Origin of the sequence: Arthrobacter sp. MAHUQ-56 (assembly GCF_019710585.1) — a bacterium.
Classification (GTDB): domain Bacteria; phylum Actinomycetota; class Actinomycetes; order Actinomycetales; family Micrococcaceae; genus Arthrobacter.
In genome coordinates, this window is sequence record NZ_JAIFZQ010000007.1 from 1 (window position 1) to 13,854 (window position 13,854).

The window sequence follows — 13,854 nt, forward strand, 5'->3', positions numbered from 1 at the left end:
TGGCTATCGTTTCAAGCCGCTGCAGGCGGCCGCCGCCGATGCGCGGGCGGCTCAAATCTCCCGCACCTCCGCGTGCTCCGCGGTAGACGGCGCCGTCGAGGACGAAGCCCAGCCCGATCCCGATGCCCGCTTTGACGCCCACAATGTCCCGGTATCCCACACCGCCGCGCCTTGCTTCGGCCATCGTCATGACGTTGACGTCCCGGTCGACCGCAAGGACGGCATGTTCGTATCTGCTTGCGAAGTAGTCGCGGACAGCGACGCCGTCCCACTGCCCATCGACTTGCGGGGATGCCAGGCGGCCGGTTGTGACATCGACCGGACCGGGGACTCCCACACCGATCCCCAGGACGTCGGCCCTGGTCTTTCCGAGGCGTTGCAGCATGAGGTCAAAGACCTGGCCGGCCCACTCGAAAATCTCAGCCGGGCCCTGGCTTGGACCGATGTCCGCTTCGTCCACGGCGAGGATGGTGGACACCAGGTCCGTAATGGCCACCTGGCTGTGTGAACCGCCGATGTCCAGGGCCAGCAGCACGCCTGAATCCGGCTTCACGGCAAACTTTTCAGGCGGGCGTCCTCCCCGTGAATCGAGCTGGCCTACGCTCCTGATGATGGACGCGTTCAGCAACTCCTCGAGCCGCCGGGCAAGGGTGATGCGCGACCATCCCAGCCGCTCCAGGAGGTCGGTCCTGGTGGTGGCCTGCCCGGACCTGATCAGATCCAGGACAACACCTGATCCTGTCGAAAGTGATTGCGCCATTCCAACCTCTCGTGATTCGGTCGCTGCCCGGGGATCCTTACCGACCCGAATTATGCATACTGGTATTCGAAAGCCTACCCCGTCTTTACCCCGGCTACTTGAGCTCAAACAGTGGCGGCAGGCCTAACCTTCCAGTTCCGATTGTGACTGGTCAGCGCCGTTGTTTGCGCCAGTACGCGTTCATGGCCTGCCTCATCGTGGGGGCACTCAACTCGGTCGCGGCGCCGCCCCTGGCCGGTGCGATGATCCCAGGCCGTGATTAGCCGATGGCCTCGATGCTCTGCCGCTTGAGGCGAGCGAGGCTTTGTACGAGGGCTTTGTACCAGGAAGGCTCCGTCCCACGGGACGGAGCCTTCCGCAACCAGCAGTCGGATCAGGAATCCTGGTCCACCGCAACCACGATCTTGCCGCGGGTATGCCCTTCCATGTTGGACCGGAAGGCATCCGCGGCCTTGTCGAGCGGGAAGACTTCGGCAACTTCCACATGCATGTCCCGGTTGTCCACCAGGTCCGCGAGTGCCTGCAGGTCGGCCGCCACCGGATTGACCCACATCCACTCGCCGCCATGCTCTTCAACTTCGCTGTCGGCGATCGAGGCGTGCCGGCCTCCCTCAGCCAGCACGGCCAAAGTCGCTTCGAGATTGCCGCCAACGAAATCGGCAACGACGTCCACGCCGTCGGGACGAAGCGCGCGCACCCGGACGGCGAGTCCGTCCCCGTAGGCGACCGGTTCGGCGCCCAGGGAGCGGAGGAATTCGTGGTTCTTCTCAGAGGCGGTGGCAATGACGCTGGCGCCGAGCGCCACCGCGATCTGGATGCCGAGGGAGCCCACGCCTCCTGATCCGCCGTGGATCAGGACACTTTCACCGGCCTTCAGGCCCAGCCGGTTGAGGACCTGGTAGGCGGTGAGGCCAGCCAGCGGCAGGGCCGCCGATTCGTTCCAGCCAAGCGAGGCAGGCTTCCGTGCCAGGAGGCGCTCCGGCAACGCGATGTACTCGGCAAAGCTTCCCCCGTGGACGTAGTCCTTGCGGCCGTAGGCGATGACCTCGTCGCCGGGCTGGAACTGCCGGGAATCGATCCCCACCGATTCCACAACCCCCGCTACGTCCCAGCCGGGGATCGCGGGAAACTGCAGGTCCATGACGGCGTCCAGGTAGCCCGCCATGATCTTCCAGTCCACAGGATTCACCGCGGCTGCCTTGACTTTGACCAGGACCATCCCGGGACCCACCTTTGGCATCGGCTGGTCGCCGTATTCCAGGACGTCGGGGTTTCCGTATTCGCTGTAAGTGATTGCCTTCATGGTTGCGACAACGGCGTGGTCACGTCTGGCTATTCCGAATACAGCGGGGGAGTGTCGTATCGCACGCCAAACAGGCCGGCATCCCCTGCGGGACGCCGGCCTGCTTTCTGATTCGAATCCGCTTCAATGATGCGCTGGACCGCCGCTACCTCGTCAGCGGGGCTGGCATCCAGTGCCGCCCATGCATTGTTCCGGTCGTACCCGCCAATCGTGCCGACGCCATACGTGGACCGGCTGCCGAGCACCTCGGGGATGTCTACGTGCCTCCGGGAACGCTCCACCGCCTCCTCAATCTTGCCGGCCCGGAGGGCTGTCAGCAGCGTGATCTGGTTGAGGCTTGATGTGTGGAGCTTTTTGATGGGGTAGGGGATGAAGTAGTGGTACAGCTCGGCGGCGGTGCCCAAGCATGATGCCGTGCCCACCAGTTGATGGAACTGCTCGTCCACCGGGTGGCCAGGCGCCTTCCACCACCAATATTTCGCCGGCCCGGCCGCGCCTCGAACCACGGCACCCTGCCCGCCGGCCTCGCCAGTGTACGCGGGGTCGTTATCGGGCTGACCCCACTAGTGAGATTCTGTCCTCATGAGCCAGATTTCTCCTACATTGTGTCCAGTTAGGTTCTGGACTTTCACGGCAACAGTGCGAAGCCGGACTCGTAGCGCGTCTTCCCGATTGCTGCCAAAACGATCTGGAGAAAACCCATCGCCTCGAGTTCCCTCGCGCGGGAAAGAGGGCCAGCGTCCACCGCGCCGAGTCCTGCCGCTTCAAGGAGCGCAGCCAGTGCTATTTTCGCCTCTGGATCGTCTCCCGCGAACAGGACGGTGGTGCGCGTTGTGCCATTGGTGCCGGTGCTGAGCGTGTCGCCGAGATTGACGTTGAAGGCTTTCACGACTGACACGCCAGCCGGGAGGGCCTTGGAAAGTTCAACTGCAGTGGAGGAGTTAGACGGGACCAGTAGCTCATCGTAGGTGGTGAAATCGATGGGGTTGCTGATATCGATGACGACCTTGCCGCTGAGTCGATCCCGGTAGTGATCAATGATGTCCGGGTACGCCTCGTACGGAACTGCGAGGACGACAAGGTCACCTGTGAGTTCGTCACCGACAAACCCATATTCGGCATCCGAACGCTCCGGGGCCGAGCCAGCGCCCGCCCTGCGCCTGATGATTTGGATGCCCGCTCCGGCCCGGGCCGATACTTCGGCAATTGCTGAACCCATCTTGCCGGTGCCAATGATGCTGACCGATGTCATGTGCACTAAATCCTCCTGAATCGTTTGAGTGCCTTTTCCGCGGCTGCCACCGCGTCGAAGTCGAAGAGCACGCTTCGACGGAAATCACGTCCTGCGCGCAAGTCAGCATCACGCTTCTCGGTGTCCTCAAATTCATTCCGCGCGTCGAACTGAGAGCCGCTTCTGCGGGAGCTGTTCTGCAAGATCGCTGTGCGTTGCATTCGAACGGCGGTGTAGCGCTTGAAGGCTTCGGCAATCTCATCGGGGCCTTCGGCTTCCCTGAGAAAAAAGGCAAGAGTTATGCTGTCCTCCATTGCCTGGTTCACTCCTTGGCCTGCGTGCGGCAGCATGGTGTGTGCTGCATCGCCGAGCAACGTCACGCGACCACGAGACCAATTAGTGAGGGGCTCGTGGTCGTAGAGGCCCCACCAGAAGGTCTTGTCAATGAGACTGATGAAGTGACGAAGCCTCGGGTCCCATTTCGCACCCGCAAACTCGGCGGCGATCTCGCCCACGTCGCCGGGGGCCGACCAGGTTTCCTTGAGGGGCCTGTCACTGGGTACGAACCCGACATAGTTGAACAACTTCCGCTGCTGCAACGGATAGCACATGAAATGCTTTCCCTCCCCCATCCACACCTGGCTGATCATCGGCCAGTCTTCGGGAAGGAGGGTCGCGTCGATTACCCCTCGAAATGCGATGAATCCGGAATAGACGGGGGCGGGGGGTTGCATTAGGGAATCCCGCACCACCGAGTGGATGCCGTCCGCGCCGACCACAGCATCAAACTCATCGTGTACGCCGTTTTCGAATTCGAGGCAGACGCCCGTGGGGAGCGTCTGAATTGACGTCAGGCGGTGGCCAAGATGGATCGTGCCGGGCGGGACCTCCCCAGACAAAACGTTGACCAGGTCGGGCCTGTACATGCCGATATTTCGATATTGCTTTGCTGAGTCTTCCCAGGCTGCTTCGGCTACCAGGTTGCCCATGGCATCCTGGTAGACGCCGTGTCCGTCTGGGGTCGCGCCTGCGCGCTTGACCTGTTCAAGCACACCGAGTTTGTCGAGGACGCGTTGGCCATTCGGGGCGACAGTGACGCCTGCGCCCACGTCGCCCAGCTTTCTTGCTTGTTCGAATACCGTGACCTGGACGTTGGCGATCCTCGTAAGGGCAACCGCCGCGGTGAGCCCGCCCATCCCTGCGCCAATGACCGCGACTCTGGTGGTGTGATTTACCAATGGTTCTCCTCGACTACTTTGCGTAATCCTCGAATTTGCCGGCCATTACGGGCCATTAGGGGGCATGGCGGCATGCTGAATAGTTGCCTGAACGCCAAGATGGGACGAGGGTTGCTACGGCTTGGCGGCAAGTTTCCTGTGGGCCACATTCGGGGCGAACATCGTGGCGCCGCTGGCCTGTTCGGCCTCGTGGTCAGGTCCGAGGGGGATACCTGGACGGTCGCGCAGGCACAGCGTCGCGGTGGCACCGATGAGTGTGGCTGCGAGAATGTACCACGAGACCGCGGACGTGGTGCCGGTGGCCTCCAGCAGGGCCTGCGAGATGGTGGGCGCGAACGCCCCACCCAGGATCGACCCGATGGCGTAGGTGACGGCCACGCCCGAGAAGCGTACGGAGGCCGGGAAGATCTCCGCGTACCATGCGGCCAGTGGCCCGTATGTGAGGCCGAGGCCGATCGAGAGCAGGACCAGGCCGGCGTAGAGCCCGGGGAGCGTGGCGGTGTTGACGAGCCAGAACAACGGGAAGGCCATGACCGCCTGCACCGCGAAGCCGATGAGGAAGGTGTTCCGCCGGCCGAGCGAGTCCGCGAGGCGGCCCGCGACGAGTGTCGCCACGAACCACACCGCCGAGGCGACCACGGACCCCATAAGTACCACTGTGGTGTCCATCCTGAGCCTGCCGGTCGTGTAGCTCTGGAGGAAGCCGCCGGTGGTCATGTAGCCTACGGCGTTGTTGCCCACAAAGACGAGCGCGGCGAGGATTACGAGGTGCCAGTGCTTGCGGAACAGCGCCACGACCGGGACCTTGGCCTGCTGGCCACGCTCGGCGATCTCGGTAAACACCGGGCTCTCCTCGACGGCGCGGCGGACCAGGTAGCCGACGACGATAAGCACGACGCTCAGCAGGAACGGCACCCGCCAGCCCCAGTCGAGGAAGGCCTTGCCAGGAGAAACGAGGCCGGTCATGAGGGCCATCATCCCCGAGGCGAGGAGAAAGCCGAGCGGGACGCCGAGCTGCGGGAAGGAGCCGCGGCGGCCGCGGCTATCCGTAGGGGAATGTTCCACGATCATGAGGACCGCCCCACCCCACTCTCCGCCTGCGGATACACCCTGGAGGATGCGGAGCAGGAGCAGGAGAATCGGCGCTGCGATGCCGATCTGGGTGAACGTGGGCAGGACGCCGATGAGTGTCGTCGCAGCACCCATGAGCAGGAGCGTGATGACCAGCATCGCACGGCGGCCGATCCTGTCACCGTAGTGACCGGCGAGGAACGCGCCGAGCGGGCGGAAGAGGAAGGAAATGCCGACCGTGGCGAAGGAGAGCAGGAGCCCGATGTCCTCGCCGGCAGGCTTGAAGAAGAGCTGGGCGAACACCAGTCCGGCCGCGGTGCCGTAGATGAAGAAGTCGTACCACTCGATCGTGGTGCCGATGATCGTCGCAAACGCGACGCGACGCTGCGTGGCTGCATTGCTGACGGTGGTTGAATTCATTGCCTGTCCTTCGGAAGAAGTTGACTGTGCCTCCATGGTGAGCCGGATCACTTCTCCGTGTAAATTTCAGAAAATTGTGGATAAAGTTCTGTTTTACTTAAGAAACCCTTCTGCGGAGTTGAGGCCCGATGGTCGATGTGAGCATGAGGCAACTTGAGCTGTTCGCAGCCCTGCCGGACTTCATCACGCTTAGCGCAGCGGCAGCCCATCTGCATATCTCGGAGTCGGCGTTGTCCCAGGCCATCACAGGGCTGGAGAAGGCTGTGGGGGAGCAGCTATGCGTGCGTCGAAAGGCCCGGGGCCTCACTCTGACTCCTGCGGGCCAGAACTTTGCAGTGCAAGCCCGCCGGGTCCTCTCGGACACCCGGGAACTCATCTTGAGCTCCCGCATGGGGGCGGAGTTGCGGGGGCCCGTTAAGCTTGGCTGCTACGCGAGCTTCGCCACGAGCGTGGTGCCCGAACTGCTCGAAGGCTTCCCGCGTAAGCATCCCGGGGTGGACCTCGAGATAACCGTGGGCACCAGTGACGATCTGCTGCCAGCGCTCCAGTCGGGACGCCTCGATGTGGCCATCATGTACAACCGGTTCCTGCCCGTGGGCTACCGTCGCCGCGAGATCTACCCGACCGAGCTGGAGGTACACCTGCATCCGGACCACCCGCTCGCCGCAGCCAGCACCGTGGATCTCGCCGATCTTGCCGGCGAGCCACTCATTCTCTACGACGCCGCCCCCAGCACCATCAACATTGTCGAGGCGTTCGCCGCTCGTGGGCTGGAACCCAGGATCGAAGCCCGGGTCACCCAGATCGGCCTCGTCGAGGCGCTGGTGGGCCGCGGCGTGGGCTACGGCCTGCTCATGTCCCGGCCCAACGTGCTCCCCGTGAGCGCCGAGGGCCGGCCTATCGCCATTCGCCCCTTCGACCCGCCCGTAACACTCTCCCACGTGGTGGGAATCTGGCCCGAGGACATGACTCTCACGTCGCGTGCCGCAGCCCTGCTCGATTACGCGGTAGAAAAGCTCGGCTCCTACGGCAGGGGACTGAGCTCATGACAAAGCCACGCATGAGGGCGGCCGCTGACTCAAGCAGATGGCAGCGCTTCCCGGTGCGGTGCAGCCTTCATGCCGGACCACGGGCGAGCCGGACTCCCCGGGGAGAGCTTCCGCTCAGCAGGTCGTTGGATATCCGGCTGAGCAAGACGAGCAGGCAGCAAATGAAGAATCTGGAACCGGGCTGGGCAATGGGTCCACTCGGGCATGGGGTGACAACACGTGAGGTGACAACAGACGATGGCCGGGGCAGGCCGAACGCTCCCATGTTCCGGAAAAACAGTAACCGCCCTCGCGTAACCGCCGTTATGACCCGGTGCCTTTTCGCGAAGTACGGCGATTTCAGTGCTACCCCTCAGGCAGCGCTTTACCCGGCGTCGATGGCTTCGAGCCACTCCAGGAACGTCTGGCGTCCGACGGCGGAACCCGGCGCCGGGATCAGCTCGCCTTTGCGCATTGCCTTGCCCATGGGGCCGGGGACGTGCAGGGGAACGATCCGTTTCTTCTGCCGCGTCCTGGCCAGATAGGCCGAGACGAGGTCCTTCAGCCGTTCGGTCCGCGGGCCGCCGAGGTCAGGGATGCGGCCCTTCGGCCCCGCCTCCGCCGCGTCCACCAGGGCCGCGGCCACTTCCAGTGCCGCCACAGGCCGGGTGAACATCGTGGGCACGAAGACCAGCGGGCCCACCGAGGTGGCCTTGACGGACATCGGCACGAACTCGTGGAACTGGGTGGACCGGAGGAGGGTCCAGGGAATGCCGCCGTGCCTGACCTCGTCCTCCTGCACAAGCTTCCCGGCGTACAGTCCCGAGTTTGCGTTGTCGATGCCCACGATGGACAGCGCCACATGGTGTTTCACCCCGGCCTGCTTCCCGGCCGCCAGCAGGTTCTGGGTGGCGTTGGTGAAGAAATCCACGGCTTTCTTGGTGGACATGGTTTCGATGCCGGCGACGTCGATGACTGTTTCGACATCCTGCAGTGCCTGATCGAGGCCGCGCCCGCTGACCAAGTCCACCCCTTCGGCGCGGCTGAGGCTGACCACGTCGTGCCCGCGCTCCCTGGCGATGGCCACGACGTGGTGGCCCACGGTACCGGTTCCCCCTGCAACGGCAATCCTCATGGAAGTGATCCTAAGCCGGTCCTACGACAAAACAGGTGCGTCCGGCGGCCCGGCGGTGTGGATCGGTCCGGCGACATAGGCTTGGCCCTTCGCCAGCCCCATGAACATGGTCCGGTGCAGGATGTCCACGTGCTTCCGGGAAACCTCCACCGCTTCCTCAACCTTGCCGGCACGGAGGGCTGCCGGGTGCGGGAGTCGTTCCCGATGTTCCGGCAGCGGCGGCTATAGGGGCGAGGTCCCCTAGTACAGTTCCTTCAACGTACCGTGCCCTTGAAGATCGCGGGTTTGTCGCTGAAGGTTGGACCCGATACTTCCATGCGAACGTTGCCAAACTCCGCGGCGGGAATACCGAAGCCAAGTTTCACGCTCTGGGTCTCTCCAGGCAGGATGGTGGATAGGCTGCTTGCTCCAATGCCGGACTGAATGTCAGTTGCGTTTTGGGCTTGGGTGCCGGATGCACCGTAGCTGACCTTGGGAAAGCCCATGAGACCTGCGTTGATCGGTTCCGTCCCTCCATTGGTGACTGAGAGGTCGAAGGTGACGATCTTTCCTTCGACGCCGCCTGCCGAATACTGAGGGGCCGGAACAGCGGCCGGCGGAGCGACCTTCACTGCCACTCCGCTCGGGAAGGTGATGGTATCCCCGAAGCTGCCGGACAGCTTCACCTCAGCGTTCGGCGCAGGTGGAGCTGCCGATTTTGTGGCAGGAGCGCCTTCAGCGCCAGGAGTTATGGTATTTGAGCCCCCATCGCACCCGGCCAGGGAACCGAGCGTCAGAGTGGCGGCGGTGACGACTATCGAGCGGGCTGTGCTGGACATAATTTCCCTCTTGTTCCGAGTACAAGAATTGATGATGTGAAGCATAGGCTCGAGCGTTAATTTTTCCACCAAAATGTTCCATATTAGGGGCCCCCTGATTGCCAGCCTCGGGAATCGGGGATGTCGAAGCGAAATCAGGATCCGGATAGAAATGTCGGCCCTGATGCCCCTCAGCCCACGAGTAGTGACTAAGCCGCCATTCATCTATCCCCACCGCAGCCTTCGCCGCTCGCGTGGCGTTGATCCACTCCATCAGCCACGGCGCCCGGACAGTGGATGTGATCCGGCAGACGGCCACGAAGGTGCCCTGGGCCCGCGGCGTCGATCCAGTCCTGCAGTGCGGCAAGGTCATCAAGCGATCTGATCACGGCAGACTCGGCACCCAGAGCCCGGACAACACCGCTGAAGTCCACCTCCGTGATCAGCACCGGCTTCTCGGTCAGGCCCTGCGACCGTATTGGTGGATCTTGGCTCCGTACGCGGCGCCGTTGTAGATCACCACAAGGGCGCTGCGTACCCTACTGGAACGATGGCTCAAAAAGAGTTGCCCGACGGCGGCACCTGGCTGGGACCGAATTTGGTCAAGAGCGCACTAAAGCGGCGACTTATCTGCGAGATGTTCCGGATGCGGCAATATGACGCGGAAGCCGTACGCCAGTACTCAGGCGGGCTCGGGGCGGTCGTGTACTGTAAGCACCGTGCTGCCCCCAGCCCACTTGATACAGCAGGTGGGGCATCCGATGTACCATTCGTCACTCCCGGATCGCTGGATGACCCGGCCGAAGTTCTCACCGCCCGACGGGCACTGAGCCTTTATGTCTTCTTCCAGCTGCAGGACCGCCACTTGGACCTTCAGGAAATCCGAGTCCTCGTGCTCGCACTTTTCCACGCTTCGATGCTAAACAGAAGCGCTGACATGGAGTTCCTCATAGATGCAACTGGTCGGTCGAAGAAGATGAAACAGACGATAGCCCTAAGCTGCATGCCCGATCTCCCGCCGAGCCTCCCAACACTCAGCGTGAAACTACCGACGCTTCCTCCACCCCCTGCCAGCCTCGAAAGCCCAGCGCTCAACCTCATCGGCGCCCACAGTGCGCTCCGGTGAAGAAAGCTCTTCGGCCCAAGTGCGCATAACGGCGCAAGCGGCCGAATAGGTGCTCACGGAGTAATTCGTGTACCGGGGACGCAAACTAGGTTTATCAGTTATTTCGGCAAGAGTACCAAGTACTCGGGCGTCGACGATGAGACTGGAGTGATCGATGGCCCCGCCTCCAGCGAAGTACAAGTACTTAGTAAAGAAGTTTGGCCCCCAAGACTTGAGTGCTGGTCGGTTTGGTTGAAGCTGGAGAAAGGCTTGTTCCGGGCTTGTCACGGCCAAGCGCGCTGAATCGCGTAGTAGGACAGCCGTCTGCTCTTCGTTCGATGAAACCGATGTGATTCGCCCAGGCGTATTACGGTGACTGTTTCCGGTTCCCCAGGCAAGAGATTGCCAGAAGAGATGACATGCTGCACGCCCGGTTTCGTCCTCTCGCGCCCGGCGAGCGAGCTTGAAGAGACCGCCTCTGCTGATTAATCCAGTTTCTAATCCTCCATCCTCACTGACGAGAGGAGAACCTTTTAGCGCGCCTACGCGCTCGTTCCACTTGGCGATCTTGATGCTGAAACCGTGGCGATCAATTGCTTCACTTCGCGGATGCGACATGACCCATGCGGCCAATTCTTCGGGTGCGGAAACCATAGACACAGCCTATGGGTGATGGCGCACTGGGGTTACCAACCATGCCGTCTACGGATAGCGACGATCAGCGATTCCAGAGCTGGGACCGATACTGAGTTATCAGGCGCCCTTCCAGCTGGAGCGCTTCCGCTCTAGTCGAAACAGTCTGCCACCGGACTTCAAGCCCTAGGTGATCTATTGCTGACCTTGCAGCTTCCTTGGCCCTCATCGGCTTGCCAGCACGAGCCTCATCCAGTCGCGCTTGAAGCCACTTGGGATCTTCCAACGCGCGGTCAAATGCATGTTCTCCCAGTCCTGAAGCAGCCCCTTTGCCGCTTGCGTAGATAGCAAGCCGCCCACGTACGCCGTTACCTTTTCGTTCGCCGGCCATTCCGATGTACACGGGCCCACGTGCAGGGTCTTTCGCAAGCCGGAACATGTAGACGCCAGGATAGCGGGGCGCTAGCGGCAGGGCGTCGCTAAAGGGGACCCACTCTGACCAAACGCCGTGCGGGAGTTCAATAGAATCCTTCGCCCGAACAACCCGGTGTTTCGATGCTTGCTCTACAGCGGGGACAAAGTCAGTCGGCTTAGCTCGCGAACGAGTGGCCCCTGGGGCTATCGTCCGCCCACGCTGGGCCGCGAGTTCGTCAACATAGCTTGGCTGCAGAAACCAGTTTCCCCCTATCTGGGGAGGAACTTGTCGCGCGCCGGAGGGTCTGAGGTCACGTAGTATCTGCCGCAGTGTTTTCGCGCTCATGCCTAGCATCGCAGCAGCTTCCTCTGCGCTGACACTGTAATCGTCCATAAAGGACATCTTGCAGCAGACAGCGGCGCGGATCCGTAGGCCCGATGGCATAGCCTGGGTCAAAAGCGGGGGAGCGCGGACTGGGTATTGTTGCTACCCCGCAGCCGCCGTCTTGACCGCCTTCGTCGCGTTCATCCACTCGGTCAGCCATGGTGCACGGACGGTGGATGTGATCCGGCAGTCGGCCACAAACGTCCCGTGGGCGCCGGCGTCGATCCAGGCCTGCAGCGGAGACAGGTCACCGAGCGACCGGACCACAGCAGACTCGGCCCCCAGAGCCCGCGCAATACCGCTGAAGTCCACCTCGGGTATCAGCATCGGCTTCTCGGTCAGGCCCTGGGAACCGTACTGGTGGATCTCGGCCCCGTAGGCGGCGTCGTTGTAGATCACCACAATGGCGCTCCGGGCGGCACCGATCAGCGATTCGAAGTCGGACAGGCCCATCAGGAAGCCGCCGTCGCCGGAGGCCAGCACCAAAGTCCGGTCGTCCTCCACCGCACGGGCTGCCCCGACGCCACTCGCCAGACCCAGCCCGATGGTCTGGTACGCCGTTCCCACCATTACCAGGTCCTGCGGCCGCGGGATGTTCCAGTACATGGGCGCCCACCCGATGAAGTGCCCGCCGTCCTGGACCACCGTGCGGCGCTCCGGCAGCACGGCATCCAGCGCGGTGGCGAGAGCACGCGGGTCCAGCCGGCCGTCCGACGTTTGACCGGATCCCTGCTCGTGGCCCGGTCCTTCAGCCAGGCGCCGTGCAGCTTCAGCCCGCCATGCTCCGGCAGCAGCCTCAACGTCCAGCAAAGACAGCAACCGCGAAGCAGCAGCCTTCACGTCCGCCTGAACAAATACATCCACCCGCGGATTCGTCGGCTCCACCGCACTATCAATCTGAATAACAGTCGCATCCGGCCCCAGCAGGTGTCCGAACCGCATGGTGAACGGGCTCAGGCTCGCCCCGGCCACCAGGACCACGTCGGCCTCGCCCATGAGCCCGGCCGCGGTGTCGGTGCCGAAACCGCCGGCCACGCCCAGGTACCCCTCGCCATTGAGGAGGTTGAGCGCGAGGGCGGTTCCGGCGGTCAGTGCGCCGAGCCGGTCGGCGAGTTCGCGGAGCTCCGGCCCGGCTCCAGCAAGGTGCGCACCCCGGCCGGCAAGGATCAGCGGCCGCCGTGCCCCGGCCAAAAGGCGGGCCACCCGCGCAAGGTCCGTGCCGCCGTCGTCCGTCACCTCCAACGCCGCCGGCTCCGGAAGGTCCTCGTCCGCAGCCTCGAGTGCGGCGAGGTCGTAGGGGATGGCAAGCACGACGGCGGTGCGCCGGGTGAGTGCGTACTCCACGGCCTGCCGGGTGACGGCGCCGGCGGCGTCGCGGGTGACGGTGAAGGTTGCCGCGCCGAGGCCGGCTGCGATGGCTGCCTGGTCCACGTCCCAGGGCCGGGCGCCGCTGGTGGGCGCGTCGCCGGTGACCAACACGACTGGGATCTGCGCCTGGACGGCCTCGGCCAGGGCGGTGAGTGCGTTGGTGTAGCCGGGGCCGTAGGTGGTGGTGCCCGCAGCGAGCCGGCCCGAGGCCCGGTAGTAGGCGTCGGCCGCGGCGATGGCTGCACCTTCATGCCGGACGGCGGTGAAGCGCAAGCCCTGCTTCTCCGCGGCGTCCAGGAAGTAGACGTTGCCGTTGCCCATGACGCCGAAGAGGTCGCTGACATAGCTGCTGAGAACCTGCGCCACACGGCCGGAGACGGTAAGTGAAGTCATGCAGGAATCCTGTGACGCAGACCTCAGATCGGCAAGAGAAGAGTTTGCGGCTGGGACTTTTGGCAGCATAAGGAAGGAGAACTGACAAATCGCCCAGCTGTGGCACCAATCACGTCTCTCGCTCGACGAGTTGTCGAAACGTCTCCAGCTCGCTCTGGAAGCTGCCCCGGTAAGAGCCCGTGGCGAAGATCCGGGCGAAAATCGCGGACACGAATCCGCGGGTCATGATTACCTGGTCGATGCGGGTACCTGCTGCATCGGCGGTGAACGTCACATCGGACTCGCCCTTCAGGATGGCGTTGCCGAAGCGGCTGCGGATGTGGCGGGGCCGCTCGGCCGCGAGGACCTCGGTGGGGCTCGTCATCCGCCCGAACTGCACCGTGTAGCGGCTGCCGGCCTGGTCGGCAGGGCCGACGCGGTCGGTCACGCCGCTGACACCGCCGATCCATTCATGGAACCTGTCGGCATTGGTCCAGGTTGCGAAGACGCGCTCCGGCGGCGCTGCGACAAACGTGGACAGCCGGAATGTTGGCATGCGTTCAGTATGCTCTCGCCGGCACGCGGAGGCGAGGG

Annotated in this window: 13 protein-coding genes; 1 reads left to right on the top strand and 12 read right to left on the bottom strand. The window is 63.4% G+C overall.

Annotated elements, in window-relative coordinates; genetic code table 11:
- The 6 genes from K4G53_RS03395 to K4G53_RS03420 all read right to left on the bottom strand — a co-directional run.
- On the bottom strand, positions 1 to 760 hold a 760-nt coding region (locus K4G53_RS03395), incomplete at its 3' end, for an ROK family protein (RefSeq protein WP_221383443.1).
- A 373-nt stretch (positions 761 to 1,133) separates the two neighbouring features.
- Positions 1,134 to 2,063 carry an NADP-dependent oxidoreductase gene (locus tag K4G53_RS03400; RefSeq protein WP_221384103.1) on the bottom strand — a complete coding sequence of 310 codons (930 nt, stop codon included), beginning with the start codon at positions 2,061 to 2,063 and terminating at the stop codon, positions 1,134 to 1,136.
- 29 nt (positions 2,064 to 2,092) lie between these two features.
- Complete coding sequence (locus K4G53_RS03405; protein ID WP_221384104.1) at positions 2,093 to 2,509, bottom strand: biotin-dependent carboxyltransferase family protein; 417 nt, start codon at positions 2,507 to 2,509, stop codon at positions 2,093 to 2,095.
- Positions 2,510 to 2,691: 182 nt separating this feature from the next.
- On the bottom strand, positions 2,692 to 3,315 hold the full coding sequence (locus tag K4G53_RS03410) for an NADPH-dependent F420 reductase (protein WP_221384105.1): 624 nt from the start codon (positions 3,313 to 3,315) through the stop codon (positions 2,692 to 2,694).
- 5 nt (positions 3,316 to 3,320) lie between these two features.
- Entirely contained in the window at positions 3,321 to 4,532 is a 1,212-nt protein-coding gene (locus K4G53_RS03415; RefSeq protein WP_221384106.1) for an FAD-dependent monooxygenase, read from the bottom strand.
- 114 nt (positions 4,533 to 4,646) lie between these two features.
- Positions 4,647 to 6,023 (bottom strand): MFS transporter, encoded by a 1,377-nt coding sequence (locus K4G53_RS03420; protein WP_221384107.1) that lies wholly within the window; start codon positions 6,021 to 6,023, stop codon positions 4,647 to 4,649.
- A 143-nt stretch (positions 6,024 to 6,166) separates the two neighbouring features.
- Between K4G53_RS03420 and K4G53_RS03425 the strand changes: the two genes are divergently transcribed.
- Positions 6,167 to 7,072, top strand: coding sequence for a LysR family transcriptional regulator (locus K4G53_RS03425; RefSeq protein WP_260323167.1), 906 nt, complete (start codon positions 6,167 to 6,169; stop codon positions 7,070 to 7,072).
- A gap of 364 nt (positions 7,073 to 7,436) precedes the next feature.
- Here the strand turns inward: K4G53_RS03425 and K4G53_RS03430 are convergent, their stop codons facing one another.
- From K4G53_RS03430 to K4G53_RS03450, 6 genes are all read right to left on the bottom strand, one after another.
- Entirely contained in the window at positions 7,437 to 8,186 is a 750-nt protein-coding gene (locus K4G53_RS03430; RefSeq protein WP_221384109.1) for an SDR family oxidoreductase, read from the bottom strand.
- A gap of 254 nt (positions 8,187 to 8,440) precedes the next feature.
- Complete coding sequence (locus K4G53_RS03435; protein ID WP_221384110.1) at positions 8,441 to 9,049, bottom strand: DUF4352 domain-containing protein; 609 nt, start codon at positions 9,047 to 9,049, stop codon at positions 8,441 to 8,443.
- A 616-nt stretch (positions 9,050 to 9,665) separates the two neighbouring features.
- Positions 9,666 to 9,893: a hypothetical protein gene (locus tag K4G53_RS03440; RefSeq protein WP_221384111.1), complete on the bottom strand. Its 228-nt coding sequence runs from the start codon at positions 9,891 to 9,893 to the stop codon at positions 9,666 to 9,668.
- Between the two features lie 135 nt (positions 9,894 to 10,028).
- Positions 10,029 to 10,742: a hypothetical protein gene (locus K4G53_RS21505; RefSeq protein WP_374226143.1), complete on the bottom strand. Its 714-nt coding sequence runs from the start codon at positions 10,740 to 10,742 to the stop codon at positions 10,029 to 10,031.
- An 880-nt stretch (positions 10,743 to 11,622) separates the two neighbouring features.
- Complete coding sequence (locus K4G53_RS03445; RefSeq protein WP_221384112.1) at positions 11,623 to 13,281, bottom strand: thiamine pyrophosphate-binding protein; 1,659 nt, start codon at positions 13,279 to 13,281, stop codon at positions 11,623 to 11,625.
- Between the two features lie 109 nt (positions 13,282 to 13,390).
- The gene (locus K4G53_RS03450) at positions 13,391 to 13,816 is read right to left on the bottom strand and encodes an SRPBCC domain-containing protein (protein ID WP_221384113.1); all 426 of its coding nucleotides are present in this window, start codon (positions 13,814 to 13,816) and stop codon (positions 13,391 to 13,393) included.
- Positions 13,817 to 13,854 lie beyond the last annotated feature (38 nt).

Bases quoted from the DNA above. Each gene is read 5' to 3' on its own strand.
- K4G53_RS03400 (WP_221384103.1), bottom strand. From the start codon at position 2,063: ATGAAGGCAATCACTTACAGCGAATACGGAAACCCCGACGTCCTGGAA.
- K4G53_RS03410 (WP_221384105.1), bottom strand. From the start codon at position 3,315: ATGACATCGGTCAGCATCATTGGCACCGGCAAGATGGGTTCAGCAATT.
- K4G53_RS03420 (WP_221384107.1), bottom strand. From the start codon at position 6,023: ATGAATTCAACCACCGTCAGCAATGCAGCCACGCAGCGTCGCGTCGCG.
- K4G53_RS03425 (WP_260323167.1), top strand. From the start codon at position 6,167: ATGAGGCAACTTGAGCTGTTCGCAGCCCTGCCGGACTTCATCACGCTT.
- K4G53_RS03430 (WP_221384109.1), bottom strand. From the start codon at position 8,186: ATGAGGATTGCCGTTGCAGGGGGAACCGGTACCGTGGGCCACCACGTC.
- K4G53_RS03435 (WP_221384110.1), bottom strand. From the start codon at position 9,049: ATGCTTCACATCATCAATTCTTGTACTCGGAACAAGAGGGAAATTATG.
- K4G53_RS21505 (WP_374226143.1), bottom strand. From the start codon at position 10,742: ATGGTTTCCGCACCCGAAGAATTGGCCGCATGGGTCATGTCGCATCCG.
- K4G53_RS03445 (WP_221384112.1), bottom strand. From the start codon at position 13,281: ATGACTTCACTTACCGTCTCCGGCCGTGTGGCGCAGGTTCTCAGCAGC.
- K4G53_RS03450 (WP_221384113.1), bottom strand. From the start codon at position 13,816: ATGCCAACATTCCGGCTGTCCACGTTTGTCGCAGCGCCGCCGGAGCGC.